This window comes from Nocardia sp. NPDC001965 (genome assembly GCF_053594175.1).
Window position 1 is genome coordinate 98986 of sequence record NZ_JBSFDZ010000008.1, and the last position, 20252, is coordinate 119237.

Consider the following 20252-nt stretch of genomic DNA (forward strand, 5'->3'; position numbering starts at 1 on the left):
GAGCCGGGGAGCTCGGTCCTACCGGCCGTGGTGACCGTCCCGTTCCCGAGCCCTGGCCCCCCGCCGACGTAGCTCGGCACGGTCCAGCCAGGAGTAGACCACGTCGTATCCGGCGATGCAGAGGGCGGCCACACCCACGAGGCCGGTGATCACCGCGGCCGGGAGCAGGTTCGCCACCCCGCACACAACGGCCACGACCACGAGCCCGGCGCCGATACCCAGGCTCCACCGACCGATGCCGCTCATGACGCCACCCGCTCTCCGGCCGGCGAGCGCAGCTCGATGAGTTGGTATTCCTGGAATGTGTAGGTCACCGGTTTCCGTTCGTCCGCGCACTCGGGTGCGCCACCGCAGATGAAGTGTGCGCAGCATAGAACGAACCCGGCCCGCACCGGCAATACCGCACCCCGATTTGTGCAGTCTGCACCCTGGCCTCACCCGATTGTGGCCATTCGGCCCGTTCCCCGGCAGCACATTGCTGGTTAGTCTGATGTCTCCCTGACTACGCATACGATGGGGGCGCCGCCCCGCGAAGCAGTGACGGTCTCCCGGATTCCGAGAATTGGTGAAGTGCAGGTCGAACAACAGATCTTCGCGGCGGGTGCCCTCGTAGTTCCGGACGACCTGCGGCGGCTCGGGCCGCGACGGCGGGAAGTGGCGCGGTGACCCGGCCCGCGCCACCACCACGGCGAAGGCCCGGGAAGCCGCCGGAGCCGGCACAGATGCGGGCTTCCGAGGTGGTCGTGGCGATCGGCGCGGGGTTACGCACGCGGGAGTCGGAGATCGCCGAGGTCATGACCCGGCGGATAGCCGGTGAGATCGACTCGTCCGGTGGCGATCCGCGGCTGGCGGCACTGCGCGCCGCCAGCATCCACGCCAATGTGGCGACCATGATCGAGATATTGGCCGGCGATATCCCGGTCGATCACCTGCAACCGCCGACCGCATCGGTCGAATACGCACGACGGGTGGCACAGCAGGAGATTCCGTCCAACTTACTGGTGCGCGCCTATCATCTGGGCCAGAACGTCATGATGCGTATCTGCCGGGCCGAGGTGAGCCGCCAGGATCTGCCGACGGCACTGGGACTGGCCGTACTCGGACGGTTCACCGAACTCGTCTACGCGTACACCGACTGGATCACCGTATCCGTTCTCGAAACCTACGAGACCGAACGTATGCGGCGAACGAACACCCGCGGCCACGTGCACCCGTCCACCGTCCATTCGCTGCTCTCGGCGACGACACCGGATCCGGCGGAGTTCGAAATCGAGACCGGTTACCGGCTCGATCGGACGCATCTGGCCGCGATCCTGTGGTACTCGGGCAATGACGAGGCCGGCGCACTCCCGCTGTTGGATTCCGGGACAAGCACACTGGCGCACGCAGTGCACGCCGACGGCGCGCCACTGGTGACCGCCGTCGACCAGCGCACACTGTGGATATGGATTCCGTTCGGCCGGCCACCCGCTGTCGATCCGGCCGGCGCGGTGCCCGTCCTGCCGGAAGGGGTGCGGCTGGCCCTCGGCCTGCCGGGAACGGGATTCGACGGATTCCGCCGCTCCCAGCGGCAGGCCGCGGCCGCCTACCGCCTGGCGACCGTTCCGCGGATACCGCCGCCACCCGTGACGATCGGGTTCGGCGATCCCGGTGTGGCGGTGGCCTCGCTGTTGGCCGAGGATCTGGACTCGACCCGCGAATGGGTGCGCGAGGTGCTCGGCGGACTCGCCGAGGACACCGATCAGGCAGCGACGTTACGAGATACGCTGAGCACCTTCTACGAGACGGGCGAAAGCCATCTGCGCACCGCGCAGCAGATGATCCTGCACCGCAACACCGTCAAGTACCGCGTCACCAAAGCCCTCGAGGCCACGCCCGGCGGCGCGACCGGGCACGAGAAGCTGGATATCGCGCTGGCCTTGCGGATCTGCCGGTTCCTCGGTGAGAACGTGCTCCGCCCGCCGGTCTGAGCGGGCACCCCGGCGCCAAGGCCGGGGTGCCGACCGGATGTTCGATATCGGACCCCGGCATGTATGCCGGACCACGGGCCCGACGTCGACGTCCTCAGACGATAGACCCGATTCGTTCGGGCGCCGGGTAGCCGAGAACATCCGGCCCGACGATATCGAGCAGTTGGGCGTCGGTGCGGGAACGTATCCAGGCGGTGGCGATGTCGTAACCGGTGTCGAACAGTTCCTCGGCCGATCGGTCCGGCGCTTCGAGCGCCGCACCGTAGGGCTGGTGGGCGAAGATGGTCGATTCGCGCAGGGCCGTATCGCGAAACGGCCGTGGGCGATGGGGAATCATCGGCAGCGCGGGGTGCAGGACAGGGAAGATCAGTCCGCCTCGACTGTCGTACGGTTGCGGCCCGTAGAGGTCCAGGATCAGCGCCGGATGCGGCGCGAAGATCTCGTGGGGCACCCGGAACTGGCAGCCGCCGTCGAACAGGTCCTCCAGTCCTGCAGCCGCCGGCAGCGCTCCCGGAATGCGAGTCGCCGCGACGAGCGCATCCACGACCGGCAGATCCGGAACACCCAGCTCGGGTAGGTCCCGGGGTAACAGCAGGGTTCCACGCTTCGCCGAATAGACAGGTATCAGCAGTGACGATGCCGCCCGGTGCAGCGGTTGCCCCGACGATCCCGGTTCGAGGACGAAGTCGGCGAAGGTGCGATCGCCCACGATGGCGTGGGCGAGCTCGCGAATCCGCGCCCGGGGGTACAGCGCGCGCCGGGTCACCAGGGCGCGCACACTTCTCCCGCCCAGCACATCTCGCTCCGGGTGATCGATCGCGATCTGCCTGGCCCGGTCACGCGTCAACCCCAGCGCTATCGTCGCGGCCGCGATGGCGCCACCACTGACCCCCACCACGACGGGCTGGATCGCCGGAGCCGGCTGCCGGCCGATCCGGCTCCGGCGGGCGGCGAGGGCATCCATCGCACCGGTGGCCATCCCCACCATCACGCTGAGACTCCGACCGGCCACCCCGGCCAGAATTCGCACCACGGGCCGTGTCTGTGTCACGAAACTTCCTTCGACTCTGTCGATCGACGTGCAACGGAAACCGTTGTGCCCCTATGCCATCCCGAACAGCTGGGGCAGGAGGATTTCCGGGAGAATGCACCGGAATTCATCATCGAGTAGCTTTTCCGAGCGGCCCGGCGGGAACAGTCGGTGGATCGGACCATAGGAAATTCACCCGCGGCGAAAACAGCACTGCGCTCCTCTTGATGACACAGAATGAAACAGAGTTCGCGGAGATGACCCGATCGACAGCGAACAGACCGGGCCGGATGCCGATTCTCGGATACACCGATCATGCTTGCCGCAGCCCCGACATTGCCGCAACGGTCGAGCCGGGATCACTTCTGATTACTCTGGTGGACAACGTTAGCCAGCGTGTGCCGATCGGGAAACGGCCCGTGTGTCCATGATTCCGCCAGCGCCTTGTGCGAAGTGCACAACGACCGGACGGCAGGTCGCACAGCGGGTGACGATGCGGAACGGCCCGCCGACGGGTTGGGCCGACACCGGTACGGCGAGGTGCGCATCGGCCCGGAAGGAACTACCGAAAGACCACCTCGACGTTTCGTTGAAGGCCGCGACGCGTTTCCCGACGGCGCCTTTACGGATTCTGTCGAGATTTCGTGATCGAATTCTACGAGCCTCATCCGGGGCTTGTTCAGCGCTTCCGGATCCACTACTTCCCGACGATGGTCCGCGTGTCAGGAATCACTCACCACGCAGGGCACGCAGTTCCAGGTGCTGGACAATGCGGGCCGCTTGATCGCGGGTATACCGCTGACCTATCTCGAAGACGGCCGTGAATGGCCCATCGCCGCACGCATTGTCGGAAACACCGCGACTCCTTTCACGCCGAGTGTCGATCCGGCCCACGCACGTCCGGCCGCCGTGTTGCGGCCGGTCGATATCGAGAGCACCGGGGCTGTCGACCCGAATACCGCGCTGAGTACGGCGGCGACTCAGTTCGGCCTCGCGACCTCGGTCGGCACCCTGCTCGGATCGCTGATCGGCGGCGCCCTCGGTTGCGTTGCCGGGTCGGTCATCGGAGTGCCGGTGGGTATCGCGAGCGCGATCCAGTTCCACAATTCGGTGAACGGCCGTTGACGTCGAAGTCGCCCCGGGCTCGGCGAGACGCATCGCGACTTGCCGGACCCGGCTTCGGTGGCTGCCGGACGACCTCACCGCCGCGACCGGGTGTCCCGGATCGCCGGTGGCCGGACGGGTCGTATCGCGTTCACGGTCGCAGCGGTACACGGCGCGGCCGCACGATCCGATGGGCGAGCCGCCAGCCCGCGGCAGTCCGTTCGAAGGTGTCCGCGTACGTGGCGCTGCCGACGGTCCCATCAGTCATGATGCCGAGCCCCTTGGACAGCGTGCGAACTTTTCCGTCGTGAGCTTCGGTGAACACGATGTTCGTGACGTGATGGGCCACCGGGTTCGCGTCGCCCAGCGACAAGGCGGCCGCCTGGATCGACTCCGGTCCGATCAGGACACCGCCGCCCAGGGCGCTCACGTCGTAGACGACATCCTCGGTGAACAGTGCCCGCAACCCGTCGAAGTCGCCGCAGTCGGTCAGGTGCCCGTGCGAGTCGATCAGTTCCGTGATGGCGAAGCGGTCGTCGGCGGTCAACATGGTCCAGCCCTCCAGCCCTCGAAACGGGGAGATCCCCGGTTACTGCCGGTACCGTAAGCGGGGATGTCCCCGAATAGCAAGCGCGGCCCCCGGGCCGACGCATCCCGCAATACGGCGCGCCTGCTCGCCGCGGCTCGAGAGCTCATCATCGAAGCGGGCCCCGAAGTCGCGCTGGACGAGATCGCCCGGCGCGCCGGTGTCGGAAACGCGACGCTGTACCGCCACTTCCCGACCAGGGCCGACCTGCTCGTCGCCGTCTACGGCGACGAGATCGCCGATCTGTGCCGTTACGGCGCGCAGCCGGCCGGCACGGAACCACCGCTCGATACGCTTTTCACCTGGCTCGACCGGTTCGTCGTCCACGTAGCGACGAAGCGCCCACTGGCCCTGGCCGCCACCGAGGGACCAGGTGACCGCCGGACGCCACTGTTCGAGGAATGGCACACCTCGATAACTGCCGCTGCCGATGTCCTGGTCGAGCGCGCCCGGACAGCGCTGCGACCGGATGTCACCACGACCGATGTACTGACGCTGGCCACCGGCGTGGCACTTGCGGCCGGTGCCGACGGTGAACATGCACGCCGCTTGGTCAAGCTCCTACGCAGCGGATTGGCACCCGGGTCCGCCGGCGCGGACCGGGCTCCGAAGCAGGACCGGTGAACAGCCGCCGCCGCGCTGCGACCGGGCGCCCCGGATCGGTGACCAGCGGGGTCAGTAGCCCGGGGTGCACGGCGGCGATATGGCGATTCCGCGCCGATGAACCGCAGCGTGTGCCGCACCGCACCGGAGTCGACGGTCGGCTCCGCATCCCACGACATCGCGAACCCTGTTTCCTATCGACCGATTTCGCCCTACCGTGAAGTATGGGGTCGACGGACTGGATCCTGTTCGCGGTAGCGGGACTCGGACTTGTGGCGTTCATCGCCTGGGATCGACGCAACTTCCGGAAATACCGCGAGGAACTCGCCCGCAGAACCCGGCGTGATGCACGGACAAGAGCATGGGGCGCCGACGGAGACGGTTCGAGTGGCATATCCGGGAGCAACGACGGAACCGGGTGCACGGGCGGTGGTTGCGGTGGCGGGGGTTGCAGTGGCGGTGGCTGCGGTGGGGGCAGCGGGACCTGACCGTCCTTCCCGGAGCCCCGGGAAAGTTCTCACAGCCGAGGACGGCCTACCGCAACGCCTCGGCCCGGTGTGTCACGGTAGACAGTGTGAGCACCGAATTCGCGAGCGTCGCGGGCGTGGACGGTCTGCGCTGTGCGGACGACTGGATCGATTTGCGGGAGCAGGTTGCGCTCGTGGCCGCGATCGACGCGGCACCGTGGTCGAACGAATTACGGCGTCGGGTACAGCATTTCGGTCATCGCTACGATTACGGCCGGCGCTCGGTCGCCGCGTCCGCACCCGCGCCGCCGCTGCCCGGATGGGCGCGTGAGCTGGTCGAGCGGCTGGAGTGGGCGGTTCGGCCCGATCAAGTCATCGTCAACGAATATCTGCCCGGGCAGGGCATCAGCCCACATGTCGACTGTGTGCCGTGTTTCGGCCCGGTTGTGGCGACGCTGAGTCTCGGCTCGGCCTGCACCATGGACTTCCTAGATCCCGACAGCGGAGTCCGGGTGCCGGTCGTTCTGGCGACCGGCAGCTTGTGCGAGATGACGGGCGACGCGCGCTATCGGTGGCGGCACACCATCGCGGCGCGCCGTACCGATCCCTCGCCGGCCGGTCGGGTGCCGCGCGGGCGGCGGGTGTCGGTGACGTTCCGGACGGTACTCACCGAGCCGGGCACTCCCGCTCCGGGGCCGGCCGACCTCACACGGAACGAAGCGTTATCACCGTGATCTCGCTGGGTGCGAAGATCCGGAACGGCGGACCCCAGAAACCGGTGCCCCGGCTGGTGTACAGCTGTGTCCGTTCGCCGTGCCGGCTCAACCCGTGGACGGTGGGTTGATCGAGCCGGACCAGGAAGTTGAACGGCCAGATCTGACCGCCGTGGGTGTGGCCGGCGATCTGGAGGTCGACACCGGCCGCCGCGGACTCGAAAACCTGCTTGGGTTGATGCGCGAGCATGAGTACCGGAAGCTCGGGATCGACTCCTGCCAGAGCACCTTCGAAACTGGCGCCGTGACCACTGAGTTTCGACGACTTCGCAGTGGCATCGTCGACGCCCGCGACGACGAGGCGGTCGCTGCCGCGCTCGACGACGATATGACTGTTGTGCAGAGTGTTCCAGCCGATCGAATCCATGTAGTCGAGCCAGGCCTGCGCCTCGCCGAGGTACTCGTGGTTGCCGGTGACATAGACCCTGGCGAGCCCGGCGTCCATGGTGGCGAGCGGGGCCGCCTGCACACGTCGTCGTTCCACGGGGCCGTCGGCGATATCGCCGACATGGGCAACGATATCGGGACGTAGCTCGTTCACGGCCGCCGCGACTCCGCGCGACCACGACGTCCGGTCGATGGGACCGAAATGTGTATCGGTGACGGCGACGATCCGGATGCCGTCCAGGCCCCGGCCGAGTCGCGGCAGTGTGACGTCCACATATTCGATCCGGGGAATTCGCATGGCCTCCCGATTGCCCCAGGTCAGGAGAACCGCGGCCACGAGAACGACTGCAACCGCCACCGACCGCGAGCGCACCGGGTCCGTCACACCGGCGAAGCCGAGGACGAGGCGCGCGATCGTGCCGATCACCGACCACGCGAAGAGCACCCAGATGATCCCCAGGAGGGAGTCGCCGAACCGCCCGGCCCAGTCGAGGTGCCGGCGGCCGTGGCTCGCTACCATCGTCACGGGCAACGCCACGAGAGCGATCGCGAAGGCGGCGGTTCCCAGCGCGACCACGGGTGCCGGCCACCGATTTCCGGATATCACCAGCGTCCACCACGGGACGGCGAACAGGATCACCAGGACGGAGACGAGCGTCGTGGTGATCGCCAGTACCCGAAGGGGCTTGTATGTCGTACCCGAATCCGATCGGATCGCCGAATCCGGCGACGAAGTGCTCACCGCCTCGATGATAATTCAGCTCCCGGGGCTCCCAGCGATACCGATGTGATGCTCGGTGGTGCGGCCACAGCGATACATGAGCCGTATCACAGGTTTTCGGCACAGGTATCCGGAGCAGATCCTGGAATAGTCGAAGAGAACAGTACCGACCCCGATCGCCCACCCGGATAGAACCAATGGTCCCCCAACCGAGCAGATATCCCACCGCCGCGACGCGGCTGTGGCACCTGCGCCCGTGGCACGAGAGTCCGCTGTCGCGTCCCGGAGATCGCCTCATCGGCTGGCTCGTATGTGGCGCGCTGCTGGTGGCCGCCTGGGCGGTCCCGATAGCCCTCGCGATAGGCGTCCACGCGCACGCAGCGCTGAGCGAGTCCGCTGCCGAACGGGCCGCCGGACGGCACCGCGTACCAGCGACCCTGCTGGAATCCGCTCCCTTCCCCAGCGAATACGACCTCGACCCCACCACCGCGGCCACCTGGATCGCCGCGGGCACCCGCCACACCGGCGCCGTATACGCCGCGGCGGGCTCTCACCGAGGTGAGATCGTCGATATCTGGGTGGATCGCGACGGCACGCATACCTCGGCACCGCAGAGCGAATCGTCGGTCCGGTTCGACGCCACCCTCATCGCGGTCTTCGCCTGGAGTGGCCAGCTCCTCCTCTACTGTGTTCCAGCGGTGACAGCCGCCGGCCGCATCCGATCACGTCAGCTGGATCAGTGGGATACCGCGTGGGCTCGGCTGCACGCCGGGTTCTGAACCGGGCCGTGTCCGCGCCGTCACCCACCCGACCGGCAGTTGGATACCCGGAAACGCGCGTTCACCGACCGGTTGCGGCGGTCGGGCATTCGCGCGCGGACCATCGGTCGGTCAGCCGGTGAGTGCCGCGCGCGCCGATTCGGCGAGCCGGGCGGGTCGCTCCGACAGCTCCGTCATATCGATATCCTGTGCACCCATCACCCCGGCCCGGAAACGGGCCGCCACCCCCGCCGCGATGGCTGCCAGTCGCCACAGCGCGAAAGCCTGGTAATAGGGCAGATCGTCGAGAGACCGGCCGGTGGTGTCGGCGTATCGCGCCAGCAGCGTATCGATATCGAGGTAGCCGTCGGCGGGGGTCGGCGCCCATCCGAACGGTTCGGCCGATGTCCAGGCGGCGGTGAGCCAGCCGATATCGGCCATGACATCGCCGACGGTCCACAGTTCCCAGTCCAGGACTGCCCGGACGGTTCCGTCGGCTCCGATCAGCAGGTTGCCCGGGCGGAAGTCGCCGTGGGTGATCCCGGTCCAGCGTTCGCCGGGCATCCGCTGGGTGAGAAGGTCGTGCACCTCCCAGACGGGGCCGGGGCCCACTGCACCGGCGGTGAGCTGGCGGTGCCACCGGCGCAGCTGACGTTCCAGGTAACTGCCGGGCCTGCGCAACTCGGCCAGCGGCCCGGTGGTGGTGTCGACGGCGTGGACGGCCACGAGCGTATCGACGATGTCCCGGGAGGCGGCGACGCGGCTCTCCCGGGGGATCGCGGCGGCGGACACGGGGTCGTCGGGCACGATCCCGTCCACATTCGCCATGACGTAGAAATCGGATCCGGTGACGGCGTGGTCGGTGCAGCAGCCCAGGACCGGGGGCACGGGAACCGGGCTGCGGGCGAGCAGGTCGAGGATTCGGAACTCGCGGACGACATCGTGTGCGGAAGCGAGAACGTGTCCGGTGGGCGGTCGGCGCAGCACCCAGCGGGCGCCGGACTCGTCGTGGACACGGTAGGTCAGGTTGGAGCGGCCACCGGTGATCAGGTCGAACCGCAGGGGCGGCACGGCCGCTGGGATGTGTTCGGCGAACCAGGCGGTGACCCGCTCGATATCGATACCGGCGGCGACACCCGGGCCTACCGGTAGGTCACTTTCGTCCTGGACCATCGATTCGCCATCTCCTCGAGCTCTGCCACCGATGCCGTACCGCGAGGCGTCCGGTAGCGCCCAGTCTGCTACAAATGAGACGTTTCTCGCTAGTGCCCCATATTAAGGACCGGCCGACGTTCGCCGGTCACCGCACCGCCGCGATCGGCTGCCGACAGCAAGAAGCCGCCCGGATCGTCGATCCGGGCGGCTCGCACAGGCTCGGCCGCGCCGCCGCAGAAGCGGCGACGGCACGGGAAAGCTACTCGCCGGGCAGATAGCAGCGATCGTTGGGCAACGCCTCCACCGTTGCCGCGGGTACGCTCACCTTGGCGCATGCCAGCGTCGGATACGAGCTGGGCGTATCGGAACCGGCGGGATAGTCCGCGCAATAGCTCACGGCGAGGTGATCGCCGGCGGCCACCTCGCGGTACAACGCGAAATCCGCCGGAGCGGATTCACGTGCGGACAACGCGTTCTGTTGCGGATCACCGTCGATCAGCAGTGCGCATTGCACCGTGCCACCGACCAGGTCGGTGCTGATCCGGCTCAACGACGCGGTCACCGTCGCACCCGAGACCGTGAGAGTTGCGGTGCTCGGCGGAATGACGGCGGCACCGGCGAGACCGGAAACCGCGATGGCGGCCGCCGCGGTCGAGGCCACGACGGCAAGACTTCGAAATGCGCTACCTGCAATCATGCGCACAATCTATAACTCCGGCCAGGTTCGGCGCAGGATAATCCGCCCCCGATTTCCATTGAGGCACAGCGCTTGTCGGGCCGACAGACCCGTGGAGCAGATCGGCCGGACGGGCCCATCCGCGGACCGGCACCTCCGATCACCGGCAAGCCCCGTCCGAACGGAGCCCTAGTAGCCTTTCGCCGCCCGGTTGGTCGCCGCCCGGCGTTCGGCCTCCTTGGCCTGGACTCGTTCTTCCTCGGCACGCACGGCGGCATAGTTCTCACGTTCGCGGATCAGCCACTCCGGCGGTTCCGCGAGGAAGGCGGCGATCTCGTCCGCGGTGAGCGCGTCGGACACCCCGGCCCGGGTCAGACCACTGTTGGAGATACCGAGCTTGCGCGCCACGATATCGCGCGGGAACGGTCCGGTCCGGCGCAGCTCGGTGAGCCACTGCGGGGGATTCTCCCGGAGCTCGTCCAGCTCGGTTCGGGAGATCGGGTTGTTCCGGAACTCTTCAGGAGCCGCCGGGAGATAGATGCCGAGCTTGTTCGCCGCGGTCAGCGGCTTCATCATCTGCGGTTTCTTGTCCAGGCTCACCGGAACAGCGTATCGGGCCGCCGCGCCGGCCCGGACTCCGCGGTGCCATACGCTGGCCGGTATGAGCCGGTTTTCCTCAGTCGATGTGCAGCGCCTGCGCTGGTTCGTGGCAGTCGCGGAGGAACTGCACTTCGCCCGCGCCGCGAAGGCATTGCACATCTCCCGTCAGAAGCTCAGCCACACGGTCATCGACCTGGAGGCCGAGCTCGGCACGAAGCTGTTCGTGCCCGGGGCGCAACCGACCCAGCTGACCGACGCGGGACAGGAGCTGCTGCGGGAGGCGCGCGAGATCATCGCGCGCGCCGAGAACGAGGCGGACCGCGCCGTGTCCACTGCCCCCGCCACCCTGCGGGTCGGTTTCGTGCCCGGCGTCACCGTCACCAAATGGGAGCGGATCTGGGGCCGGCGGTTCCCGGATACCTCGCTCGAGCTGGTCGCCGTCGCCCAGGCCGACCAGGAACAGGCGCTGCGCGAGGGCCGCGTCGACATGTGCTTCGTTCGCTTACCTATCGACCGCGACGGGATGCACGCGATCCCTCTCTACCACGAGGTGCCCGTCGTCGTGGTACCCAAGGACCACGCGATCGCATTGTTCGACGAGGTCGGCATGGCCGATCTCGCCGACGAGCGCATACAGGACACCGCCGATATCGACACCGTCGCAGCCGCCGTCGAACTCGTCGCCGCGGGAGTCGGCGTCGCCATCGTGCCCCATTCGATCGCCCGCCTGCACCACCGGCGCGACCTGGTCTATCGCACAGTGACCGATACCGGCGACACCGAAATCGCCCTGGCCTGGCCACAGACCCTGACCGCGGATGCGGCCGAAGAGTTCATCGGCGTCGTGCGCGGCCGCTCGGAACGCAGTTCCCGATCCCCCGCCGGAAAGGACACCGAACCGGAACCGCGCAAGTCGCGTCCGGCAGGGCAGCGACCGCGTCCCGCGCGCAAACCCGCCCCCGCCGAGAAGAAGCCGGCACGGGGTCGCAGACGCTAGCACGCTCCACACGCAGATCGGCCGGTGAGACGCGCCGGGACGGCCGGTCAGCGTCGCTCGGCACAACCCGGCAGCTACCCTTCCGTGACGTTGCCCGAGTTCCGAGGAGGTGCGATGGGTGGCACGCCGATTCGGCCGAGGCCACTGACCGACCTCGAGGCGGCGGTCGTGGCCAAGCTGTTGTCGGCGAGCCGTCACGACTCCGCCGAATATATTGCGCAGATACCGTATTTACGGGTGGTGGCGACTTGGGGGGCCGGGTCGCCCAGCGTCGATGTCGAGGTCGACCCGGGTGCCATCGCGGCGGACGGTGTGACGGACGGCATCTTCGCGAACGCAGCGGTCACCGACCTCGCCGGGAGGCCGACCGGTGAGGTGATCATCTGGGTCGAAGCGGGACGGCTGAGCGGGATCGAGTACGCCTGGTACACCGACGAAAGGCCCACGCGGTTACCCGATCCCGACCGGATCGACCTCCGGTAGCCGCGCCCGGGCCCGCACCCATCCCGGGCGGCATACGAATCGGACGCCGTCCTCGACGCCGCGCGGGCCGCGAACACCCTGTCCGGTAGCGGCCCGGGCCCGCCGCCGGCCCTGTGGGGCCACTCCCGGAGCCACTTCCGGGCGACGGCCATCCCTGGAAGTACCGTTTCGCTATCAGGCCTCGAGGACGACGGGCAGCCGCCGCAGCCCGTGGAGCGCGCGGGAAGGCAGCGGAGCTTCCTTGCCCGCGATATGGGCGTCCGGATACCTTTCGAAGAATCGCTGGACTGCGATGGTCGCTTCCGCCCGAGCCAGCGCGGCGCCGATACAGAAATGGATCCCCGCGCCGAAGGTGAGGTGACGATGTGGTTCCCGGCGCCGGGGATCGAACACGTGCGGGTCGGTGAAGATCTCCGGATCGCGGTTCGCCGCGGCGAGCAGCACCACGATCGGGGTTCCCGCGGTGACGGCCCGACCGGCCAGCCGGGTATCGGTCACAGCGACCCGGACGACGTACTGGACCGGGGCGTCGTAGCGCAGGGACTCTTCGATCACGGCCGCGTAATCGCCGTCGTCGGGCCGCAGATGCGGCTGCTGTAACAGCGTGCGCAGGGTGTTCCCGAGGAGATGTGTGGTGGTGCCGAAGCCGCCGACGAGCAGCATGCTGCAGGTGGCGATGGCCTCGCGCGGGTTGAGTTGCGCCGGGCATTGCCGCGCCAGAGCGGCGATGAGCCCGGGCCCCTCCGGATCGGCACGGGTCAGGCGCTCCCGGAAGTACGCTGTCATCTCGGTGACCAGGGCACGGGAACGCTGCCGTTCCGCTGCCGTTCTGGCACCGTCCAGCAACGAGGCGAGCACATTTCCCCACGCGGCGAAGCGCGGCGCCTCGGTATCCGGCAGGCCGAGGATATCCGAGATCATGGCCATGGGAACGGCTTCGGCGTAGCCGGTGATCAGGTCGGTGACCCGGTCGCGGGGCAGCTCGTTCAGACAGTGACCGGCAATCTTTTCGATGCGGGGCCCGAGATCGGCGAGTTCGCGCCGATGGAACGTGGGAGCGACCAGGGATCGCAGCTCCGTATGCCGTGGTGGTTGCAGCTTCAGGAAGGAGTCGTCGACCGGATGCACCAGTGTGACGTCGCCGGTTTCGTTGCGGCGGCGGGCCGACGCCCCGATGGGCGCCGGGCCGAAATCGCCGCCGGTGAGAACCTGATGGCTCGCCGCGTGCGAGGCGGTGAAGAGCAGTCCGCGGCGGCTGGTGGCCAACGCGCCTCGGGCGCGGATCTTCTCGTATTGCCGATGCCGGTCGGCCCCGGGCCGGGCCCAGAGGATCCGGGCACCGGGGTCACCGCGAAGAACATCCGAGAAGATCCGGGCCTTCTCCAGAGACATTGTCGCCATGGTGGGTACCGCCCGCCCTAGGCACCGACCGCTTCGACGGGCACCGGCCGGGCGGGATGGTAGCTGGACCAGTAGTACTGGCGATAGAAGTTCTCGGCCAACGTCACCCAGGTGTCCAGCTGATCACGATCGCCCAGGAAACGATGCATATTGACCAGTAGCCAGCTCCACACCGCCTGACTGTCCCGGCAGTTGTCGCAGTCTCCGGTGGTGGCGCAGTACTGCACACTGTGATCGGTCCGATAGGCGTTGAAACGGCCGACGATCGGATGTCCCTCGGTCAGCCGCTGGGCGTGCGCAGGGTGATCGTTGCTGATACTCGGGCAGGTCTGCGCGCCGAAGGTACCCCAGTGCGTGCGGCCGGTGACCAGCGTGCGGAAGTAATAGGGGTCCCCGATGACGGTATCGGGATAGGTCTCGCGCATACGAGTCATCTCCTCGATCGCCCGTTCTTCATTGTGCAGTCGCGCAGTGGGATCGGTGCCGTTGTCACTGTAGTAACCGAAGTTGATCTGGTTACCGTTGTCGGCGATGGCCTCTACGGTGCGTTCGAGGTACGGCATCCCGGCCTCGCTGAGGGTGTAGACCCAGGTGGCCCGCGGGTCACCGGCGTAGGTGCGCAGCGCTTTTCCGAACAGTCCGCTCATCCGCCGGCCGTTGGGTCCGTGACCGCGTAATTCGTCGTCCACCGGACCACCACCCCACAGCGAGACCGCGATAGCGAGATCTTCCAGGCCGTCGTAGGGTATCGGCCGCGTCCCGTTCGTCACCACGGTGACATTGCGGATGGTCTCCGCGAACACGCGGACTCGATCCAGGACCAGCGCCGGCTCACCACCGATCAGCAGTGTGCTGGTGATCTTCTTGGAATCGCGCAGGTCTTCGGCGAATGCGCGGATGGAGTCCAGATCCCGGATCTCGACGCTCTGTTTGTCCATATCGTGTTCGAAGAACCAGCACCCCTTGCACCGCAGGTTGCAGGCGTCGGTAACCCACACCTCCACCGTGCGGATACCGCGGGCTACTTCGTTCACGCGCATCAATCGTGCCGCCAAAGCCGGATCGTCTTGCGCGAGCTCGAATGCTCTGGTTACAATGCGTTCCTTACTTGGCCTGACTTCCAGGAAAACGGGCTGGGACACGACATCCTCCTCGGGGCGGTACGGCAAGTTTTGCGCGATGCTGGATGTCACCGGCGAGTCGGACATGTCGAAATCGACAGTGCTCCCGATGCGCTGCCGATCCACGGGATCGGCAGATGGGTTGGCGAGAATGCGGATACGAAGCTGTCTTACGGTTCTGGGCTCGTTAGCGCTACAAATGATTCTAGGACAAACCCTGATACAGGGTAATCATTCCGCGCTATAACTGGCACTCTTGATGATTCGCACTAGCCTCACCGGATACATTACGGTGCAACGGTATTCGAGCCCAAAATCCTACGCACCCAACAGCGAGCCCGGGACACAGCACGGGGAAGACGCCGATCGTTAGCGGTGCGGCCGCGTACGGCCGCACCGCGAACATGTCACAGGCCGAGTGGCGGAGAGGGCGGGAAGCGCACCGGCATCGCGGCGAGTGCACGATGGAAAGGTCCCGGCCGCCAACGTAGTTCGTCGACCGCACAGGCGAGCCGCATCTCGGGGAGCGCGTCGAGCAACTGATCGATCGCGTTCTGGGCGACCATGTACGCGATCGATCTGGCCGGACAGGCATGCGGGCCCGCACCCCACGCGAGGTGCGCGTTGTTGTCGGTGTAATGACCCGAGTGGATCGCCGGATCATTGTTGCACGCGGACATGCCGATGACGACCGGCTGATCGGCGGGCAGCCAGACTCCGTCCCGCATCATCGGCTGCCTCGGATAGCTCAGACAGTAGTTGGCCATCGGCGGGTCGGTGTACAGCAACTCGTTCAGTGCGTCCCGGGTGGTGGGGGCCGCACCGGATGACGATGTGCCGGTGAACCGCGGGTCGGTGATCATGAGGAGCAGGGTGTTGACCGTCAGATTGGTCAGCGGCTCTATCCCCGCCCCGTAGAGCACGGCCAATTGGTGCACCATCTCCGAGTCCTGGAGCTGCGCCGAGTGCGCCACCAGACGCGAAGTGATGTCCCGGCCGGGTGCGGTGCGCTTGAGCGCGACGAGTTCCAGGAGCGCCTCGTTGATCCTGGCGTCCGCGTCGGTGGCGGCCGCGCCGCCCTCGAACATGGCGGCCATCCCGACGGCGATCTGCTGCCCGAGATCCACTGGGCAACCCAGCACGGCGTTGAGCACCTGGAAGGTGAGCGGGAAGGCGTACTGACCGATGATGTCAGCGCCGCCGTCCATACAGAAATCGTTGATCAGAGGCACGGCGACCTCTTCGACGTTCTGGTGCATGGAGAACAGATCGACCCCGTCGAGAGCGGCGGTGATCGCCTGCCGGTATCGGGCATGTTCACGGCCGGTACTGCGCATGACATTGGGACGCCACGCCATCATCGGCATGAGCGGGTGGTCGGCAGGGACGGTCTTCTCCCACGATCGCGCGTCGGCCGGAAAATGATCGGGGTCATTGTAGATGCTGATCGCGGTGTGATACCCGAGCACCAATGTAGCCGGCACGCCGGGGGCCAGATCCACCGGCGCGAGAGTTCCGTAACGAGCACGCATCTCGGCGAAGAAGCGATGTGGATCGGCCGCGTACTCCTCGGTGTACAGAGGAACCCGGGGCGGCGCCCCGGTCGGACGTCGGGTGGAGTGCGGGCATCCGGCGGTTTCGGTTTCGGATGACGGTAGAGACTTGGTCAATGCCGGGGACTCCAATGAAAGCAACAGCGACTGATCCGGGAGAGTGTCCCGTCTGGGACATCTCCTGCGTCGGAACAGTATTGGTGTAGCCGGTCGTTCGCAAGCGCGCGGAAAGTGCGTTCGGCCACTCCACGCCGCGCCGACATCGGGCCGGTGCGGGGTACGAGGAGCACCGGAACACCCAAAAGCACAGGCACGACGCCCTGATTCCGGCGGAGATCCAATTTCGCTCCGCCGCAATGTCTTCCGTAGCCGAATGTTCACAATGGTGAAATTTCGCATCGTCGCGCCCACCGGCTCGATCGGTTTCATCTCGATATGCGAATCCATGAACCTTTGAAACCGTCTTTTATATGTCGCATCTCCGCCAAAATTAGCGGGGCAGAATTCGGGCCGGACTCTCCGCGCTCGGCCGCACTGCTTTCAGGAAGAGTTCGACGAGGGCGTCGGCGTATTCGGGAGTGAGCGGACCCGACCGGAGCAGCCAACGCTGATAGAGGGGCGCGTACAGCAGTTCGAGGGCCAGATCGAGGTCGGTTTCGGCGTCGAGCTGACCGGCGCGCTGCGCACTGCGCAGCCGGGCCTTCTTGGCTTCGTCCACCGGGTCGGCCAGCCTGGCGCGGTACTCGGCGGCCAGGGCAGGATCGTTGATGATCTCGGTGTTGAGCGCGCGGATCGGATTCTCGAATGCCGGGTCGGCGAATTCGGCCACCGTAGCCCGCATCACCACCTTGAGATCGGCTTCCAGATCACCGGTATCGGGCAGCGCCGCGGCCTGTTCCGGCCCGTTCTCGCTGAGCGTCAGGATGGCATCCAGGACCACCGCACCTTTGGACGACCACCATCGGTAGATCGTCTGTTTGCCCACGCCCGCCCGGGCCGCGATGGCCTCGATGGACAGCTTGGCGTAGCCCACCTCGGAGACCAGCTCGCGGGCCGCGGTGAGGACGGCCTGGCGGGAGCGCTCACTACGGCGCGTGGGATCGGGCTGCTTGACCATGCCCGGATGGTAGCACCGATACGAGACGAGACGACCCGTCTTGACAACCGACGAAGCGAGACGTACCGTCTTGTCTCGTCACTACGGATCGAGCAAGAGGAGGTGGAGCCCATGACCCGGGTATGGCTCATCACAGGGGCGTCGCGAGGACTGGGCCGGGCGTTCGCGGAGGCGGCGCTGGCGGCGGGCGATCGGGTGATCGGGGCCGCGCGCAATATCGAACCTCTCGCCGATCTCGCCCAGCGGTATCCCGGCGATCTGGTACCGCTGCCACTCGATATCACCGACCGCACCGCCGTTTTCGCGGCCGTGGAGCAGGCGGTCGCAGCCTTCGGCAGGCTCGATATCGTGGTCAACAATGCCGGCGCCATGCTCCTGGGCATGGTGGAGGAGGCGAGCGAGGAACAGATCCGAGCCCATTTCGACGTCAACCTGTTCGGCGCGGTGTGGGTCACCCAGGCGGTACTGCCGCATCTGCGCGCCCAGGGCAGCGGGCGCATCCTGCAGATCACCACCATGGGAACCGGCGGCGGATTCCCCATGGTCGGCCTGTACGCGGCCGGCAAGTCGGCGCTGGACTCGGTGAGCGAGGCCGTGGCGATGGAGGCCGAACAGTTCGGCGTCGCGCTCACCATCGTCCAGATGGGCGGCTACGACACCGGCCTGTTCAGCACGGGCACCACGGCGACCACACCCGACCCGCACTACCAGCAGCTGCGCGGTGAGCTGACCGCGATGTGGGGCGATGACGCCGGTCCGGCACCGGCCACCGCCGCGCCGGTGATCATGGAGCTGGTGGACCTGCCGAACCCGCCGCGGCGCCTCATCGTCGGCAGCGAGTCCTTCGATATGGTGCAGCAGGTTCTCGAGAACCGCGCGGCGCAGTATCGCGCCTACGAAAATCTCAGCCGCAAAGTATCCGGATGAGTGCCGGGCGCTGACAAGAATCGCGAAATACTGCCGCTCATCCAGGCTTTCGACTGCCGGAGCAGGCTGCGGGCGGGTACCGGGCCGGGGACGTGAACGCTCCGAACGGGTCTCGTTCGAAGCAGGTTCCCGGACACGCTCGCCCGGCAGCCCAGTAGTGTCCGCAACGCCGGCGCTTGCGACATCCGATCACGGAAAGCGCAACGGTCGGGGCTACCGGGAGCTGCTGAGCCTGATCGACAATCGCTGTCGGACCAGAACCGGATCGCACGGGTGGACGACCCGGTGCGGCGAACAAGCTCTCCGACCGGGTAGCGGTCCGTCTCGTCGTCCATGCCACCGACCTGCACCTGACACCCGATGGAAGGTCAAGTCGAAATTCGGGGTTGCCGAGCCACGACCACGCACATCCCCCGGACGCTTACATCCACACAAACTCCGCTTCCTCGACGTCGCACCGCTCCGGACCGACCCCCCTCCGCCATTGACCATAAAACCTAATGGTGATAGATATCTAGAGGTTCGCCCGACTGCCGGACCAGGAAGTTCCTGCCGACTCCGGTGGGTTCGCCGGGCATGCGGGCCGACCCTCGGGCCGCAGTGGACGAAAGGAATGCATATGCCGAACGCGGTGATCGTGGACGCCGTCCGCCTCGCCTCCGGTAAGGGGAAGGCGGGTGGAGCACTGTCCGCGACGCATCCGGTGGAATTGCTGGCGCATGTGCTGCGCAGCCTGATCGAACGCACCGGGATCGATCCGGCCGAGGTCGACGACGTGATCGGCGGCTGCGTCCAGCAGGTCGGTGAGCAGGCGCTCAATATCTCCCGGACGGCGCTGCTCGCAGCCGGCTTTCCCGACTCGGTACCGGCCACGACCATCGACCGGCAATGCGGTTCCAGCCAGCAGGCCGCGCATTTCGCCGCCCAGGGCGTGCTGGCCGGGGCCTACGATATCGTTATCGCCTGCGGCGTCGAGTCGATGAGCCGGATTCCGATGGGCACCTCCCCGATCGGCCGGGATACCGCCGGCCCCGGAATCGCCGCCCGCTACCCGGACGGTCTGGTGCATCAGGGCATCTCCGCCGAGCTCATCGCGGCGAAATGGAAACTGGACCGGGAAACCCTGGACCGGTATTCCGCGCAATCCCACCAGCGGGCCGCGCATGCGAGCGCAGCGGGCTGGTTCGATCGGGAGATCGTACCGATCGATGTGGTCGACGCCGCCGGCGCCACCGTCTCACACACCGAGGACGAGACGGTCCGCGCCGCGACCAGCGCCGCGGGCCTCGCCGGTCTCGGCCCTTCGTTCCGCACCGACGAATTCGCGGCGCGTTTCCCCGAGGCGAAGTGGCAGATCACCCCGGGCAACTCCTCACCGCTCACCGACGGCGCGTCGGCGGTACTGATCATGAGCGAAGCGGCGGCGTCCCGGCTCGGACTGCGCCCGCGAGCACGGTTCCACTCCTTCGCCGTGGCCGGGGACGATCCCGTGTTCATGCTCACCGCACCCATCCCCGCCACCCGCAAAGCGCTCGCCAAGGGCGGACTCGGGATCGACGATATCGACGCCTACGAGGTGAACGAAGCGTTCGCACCAGTGCCGCTGGCCTGGGCCCACGAATTGGGCGCGGACCCGGCCCGGCTCAACCCGGTGGGTGGTGCTATCGCGCTCGGTCACGCGCTCGGCTCGTCCGGTACGCGCCTGCTCACGACTCTGGTGAATCACCTGGAGCGCACCGGCGGCCGCTACGGCCTGCAGACGATGTGCGAGGGAGCCGGAATGGCCAATGCCACTGTGATCGAACGACTCTGAACCCACCCAT

Annotated in this window: 20 protein-coding genes; 9 read left to right on the forward strand and 11 right to left on the reverse strand. The window is 67.1% G+C overall.

The window, feature by feature from the left end; translation table 11 throughout:
* Positions 1 to 18: 18 nt before the first annotated feature.
* A complete protein-coding gene (locus tag ACWCPQ_RS14810) occupies positions 19 to 246 on the reverse strand; it encodes a hypothetical protein (RefSeq protein ID WP_449898697.1) in 228 nt (75 codons plus the stop codon).
* Between the two features lie 476 nt (positions 247 to 722).
* Here ACWCPQ_RS14810 and ACWCPQ_RS14815 point away from each other — a divergent pair, with 476 nt between their 5' ends.
* A complete protein-coding gene (locus tag ACWCPQ_RS14815; RefSeq protein WP_449898698.1) occupies positions 723 to 1970 on the forward strand; it encodes a PucR family transcriptional regulator in 1248 nt (415 codons plus the stop codon).
* Between the two features lie 94 nt (positions 1971 to 2064).
* Here ACWCPQ_RS14815 and ACWCPQ_RS14820 read toward each other — a convergent pair whose 3' ends face one another.
* A complete protein-coding gene (locus ACWCPQ_RS14820) occupies positions 2065 to 3021 on the reverse strand; it encodes a patatin-like phospholipase family protein (RefSeq protein ID WP_449898700.1) in 957 nt (318 codons plus the stop codon).
* Positions 3022 to 3675: 654 nt separating this feature from the next.
* Here ACWCPQ_RS14820 and ACWCPQ_RS14825 point away from each other — a divergent pair.
* Positions 3676 to 4125, forward strand: a complete 450-nt coding sequence (locus tag ACWCPQ_RS14825) for a hypothetical protein (protein ID WP_449898703.1) — start codon at positions 3676 to 3678, stop codon at positions 4123 to 4125.
* A 130-nt stretch (positions 4126 to 4255) separates the two neighbouring features.
* Here the strand turns inward: ACWCPQ_RS14825 and ACWCPQ_RS14830 are convergent, their stop codons facing one another.
* Positions 4256 to 4654 (reverse strand): nuclear transport factor 2 family protein, encoded by a 399-nt coding sequence (locus ACWCPQ_RS14830; RefSeq protein ID WP_449898705.1) that lies wholly within the window; start codon positions 4652 to 4654, stop codon positions 4256 to 4258.
* Between the two features lie 63 nt (positions 4655 to 4717).
* On the opposite strand from ACWCPQ_RS14830, the gene ACWCPQ_RS14835 reads away from it, so the two are divergent.
* Both ACWCPQ_RS14835 and ACWCPQ_RS14840 read left to right on the forward strand, forming a co-directional pair.
* Positions 4718 to 5314 (forward strand): TetR/AcrR family transcriptional regulator, encoded by a 597-nt coding sequence (locus tag ACWCPQ_RS14835; protein ID WP_449898707.1) that lies wholly within the window; start codon positions 4718 to 4720, stop codon positions 5312 to 5314.
* A gap of 553 nt (positions 5315 to 5867) precedes the next feature.
* A complete protein-coding gene (locus tag ACWCPQ_RS14840; RefSeq protein ID WP_449898710.1) occupies positions 5868 to 6494 on the forward strand; it encodes an alpha-ketoglutarate-dependent dioxygenase AlkB in 627 nt (208 codons plus the stop codon).
* Here the strand turns inward: ACWCPQ_RS14840 and ACWCPQ_RS14845 are convergent.
* The gene (locus ACWCPQ_RS14845; protein WP_449898713.1) at positions 6466 to 7662 is read right to left on the reverse strand and encodes a metallophosphoesterase; all 1197 of its coding nucleotides are present in this window, start codon (positions 7660 to 7662) and stop codon (positions 6466 to 6468) included. The genes ACWCPQ_RS14840 and ACWCPQ_RS14845 overlap by 29 nt on opposite strands.
* Positions 7663 to 7838: 176 nt before the next feature.
* Between ACWCPQ_RS14845 and ACWCPQ_RS14850 the strand changes: the two genes are divergently transcribed.
* Positions 7839 to 8420, forward strand: coding sequence for an Rv1733c family protein (locus ACWCPQ_RS14850; RefSeq protein ID WP_449898715.1), 582 nt, complete (start codon positions 7839 to 7841; stop codon positions 8418 to 8420).
* Between the two features lie 111 nt (positions 8421 to 8531).
* Here ACWCPQ_RS14850 and ACWCPQ_RS14855 read toward each other — a convergent pair whose 3' ends face one another.
* From ACWCPQ_RS14855 to ACWCPQ_RS14865, 3 genes are all read right to left on the reverse strand, one after another.
* Positions 8532 to 9572, reverse strand: a complete 1041-nt coding sequence (locus tag ACWCPQ_RS14855) for a phosphotransferase family protein (RefSeq protein WP_449898717.1) — start codon at positions 9570 to 9572, stop codon at positions 8532 to 8534.
* Positions 9573 to 9813: 241 nt separating this feature from the next.
* On the reverse strand, positions 9814 to 10251 hold the full coding sequence (locus tag ACWCPQ_RS14860; protein ID WP_449898720.1) for a hypothetical protein: 438 nt from the start codon (positions 10249 to 10251) through the stop codon (positions 9814 to 9816).
* Between the two features lie 168 nt (positions 10252 to 10419).
* Positions 10420 to 10830 (reverse strand): DUF5997 family protein, encoded by a 411-nt coding sequence (locus tag ACWCPQ_RS14865; protein WP_449898722.1) that lies wholly within the window; start codon positions 10828 to 10830, stop codon positions 10420 to 10422.
* 61 nt (positions 10831 to 10891) lie between these two features.
* Here ACWCPQ_RS14865 and ACWCPQ_RS14870 point away from each other — a divergent pair, with 61 nt between their 5' ends.
* Entirely contained in the window at positions 10892 to 11827 is a 936-nt protein-coding gene (locus ACWCPQ_RS14870) for a LysR family transcriptional regulator (RefSeq protein ID WP_449898725.1), read from the forward strand.
* Between the two features lie 114 nt (positions 11828 to 11941).
* Positions 11942 to 12310, forward strand: a complete 369-nt coding sequence (locus ACWCPQ_RS14875; protein ID WP_449898727.1) for a hypothetical protein — start codon at positions 11942 to 11944, stop codon at positions 12308 to 12310.
* A 174-nt stretch (positions 12311 to 12484) separates the two neighbouring features.
* On the opposite strand, the gene ACWCPQ_RS14880 is transcribed toward ACWCPQ_RS14875, so the two are convergent.
* The 4 genes from ACWCPQ_RS14880 to ACWCPQ_RS14895 form a co-directional block, all read right to left on the reverse strand.
* Positions 12485 to 13702 (reverse strand): cytochrome P450, encoded by a 1218-nt coding sequence (locus ACWCPQ_RS14880; protein WP_449898729.1) that lies wholly within the window; start codon positions 13700 to 13702, stop codon positions 12485 to 12487.
* Positions 13703 to 13728: 26 nt separating this feature from the next.
* Complete coding sequence (locus ACWCPQ_RS14885) at positions 13729 to 14745, reverse strand: radical SAM protein (RefSeq protein WP_449898731.1); 1017 nt, start codon at positions 14743 to 14745, stop codon at positions 13729 to 13731.
* Positions 14746 to 15239: 494 nt separating this feature from the next.
* On the reverse strand, positions 15240 to 16502 hold the full coding sequence (locus ACWCPQ_RS14890) for a cytochrome P450 (protein WP_449898733.1): 1263 nt from the start codon (positions 16500 to 16502) through the stop codon (positions 15240 to 15242).
* 373 nt (positions 16503 to 16875) lie between these two features.
* A complete protein-coding gene (locus tag ACWCPQ_RS14895) occupies positions 16876 to 17502 on the reverse strand; it encodes a TetR/AcrR family transcriptional regulator (RefSeq protein ID WP_449898735.1) in 627 nt (208 codons plus the stop codon).
* A gap of 111 nt (positions 17503 to 17613) precedes the next feature.
* Between ACWCPQ_RS14895 and ACWCPQ_RS14900 the strand changes: the two genes are divergently transcribed.
* Together ACWCPQ_RS14900 and ACWCPQ_RS14905 are read left to right on the forward strand one after the other, a co-directional pair.
* Positions 17614 to 18429 carry an SDR family NAD(P)-dependent oxidoreductase gene (locus tag ACWCPQ_RS14900; protein WP_449898737.1) on the forward strand — a complete coding sequence of 272 codons (816 nt, stop codon included), beginning with the start codon at positions 17614 to 17616 and terminating at the stop codon, positions 18427 to 18429.
* Between the two features lie 619 nt (positions 18430 to 19048).
* Complete coding sequence (locus tag ACWCPQ_RS14905; protein ID WP_449898739.1) at positions 19049 to 20242, forward strand: thiolase family protein; 1194 nt, start codon at positions 19049 to 19051, stop codon at positions 20240 to 20242.
* Positions 20243 to 20252 lie beyond the last annotated feature (10 nt).

Excerpts from the sequence above, each read along its gene's own strand:
- ACWCPQ_RS14895 (WP_449898735.1), bottom strand. The coding sequence starts at position 17,502 with ATGGTCAAGCAGCCCGATCCCACGCGCCGTAGTGAGCGCTCCCGCCAG.
- ACWCPQ_RS14850 (WP_449898715.1), top strand. The coding sequence starts at position 7,839 with ATGGTCCCCCAACCGAGCAGATATCCCACCGCCGCGACGCGGCTGTGG.
- ACWCPQ_RS14880 (WP_449898729.1), bottom strand. The coding sequence starts at position 13,702 with ATGTCTCTGGAGAAGGCCCGGATCTTCTCGGATGTTCTTCGCGGTGAC.
- ACWCPQ_RS14900 (WP_449898737.1), top strand. The coding sequence starts at position 17,614 with ATGACCCGGGTATGGCTCATCACAGGGGCGTCGCGAGGACTGGGCCGG.
- ACWCPQ_RS14855 (WP_449898717.1), bottom strand. The coding sequence starts at position 9,572 with ATGGTCCAGGACGAAAGTGACCTACCGGTAGGCCCGGGTGTCGCCGCC.
- ACWCPQ_RS14810 (WP_449898697.1), bottom strand. The coding sequence starts at position 246 with ATGAGCGGCATCGGTCGGTGGAGCCTGGGTATCGGCGCCGGGCTCGTG.
- ACWCPQ_RS14875 (WP_449898727.1), top strand. The coding sequence starts at position 11,942 with ATGGGTGGCACGCCGATTCGGCCGAGGCCACTGACCGACCTCGAGGCG.
- ACWCPQ_RS14830 (WP_449898705.1), bottom strand. The coding sequence starts at position 4,654 with ATGTTGACCGCCGACGACCGCTTCGCCATCACGGAACTGATCGACTCG.
- ACWCPQ_RS14815 (WP_449898698.1), top strand. The coding sequence starts at position 723 with ATGCGGGCTTCCGAGGTGGTCGTGGCGATCGGCGCGGGGTTACGCACG.
- ACWCPQ_RS14860 (WP_449898720.1), bottom strand. The coding sequence starts at position 10,251 with ATGATTGCAGGTAGCGCATTTCGAAGTCTTGCCGTCGTGGCCTCGACC.
- ACWCPQ_RS14835 (WP_449898707.1), top strand. The coding sequence starts at position 4,718 with ATGTCCCCGAATAGCAAGCGCGGCCCCCGGGCCGACGCATCCCGCAAT.
- ACWCPQ_RS14870 (WP_449898725.1), top strand. The coding sequence starts at position 10,892 with ATGAGCCGGTTTTCCTCAGTCGATGTGCAGCGCCTGCGCTGGTTCGTG.
- ACWCPQ_RS14905 (WP_449898739.1), top strand. The coding sequence starts at position 19,049 with ATGCCGAACGCGGTGATCGTGGACGCCGTCCGCCTCGCCTCCGGTAAG.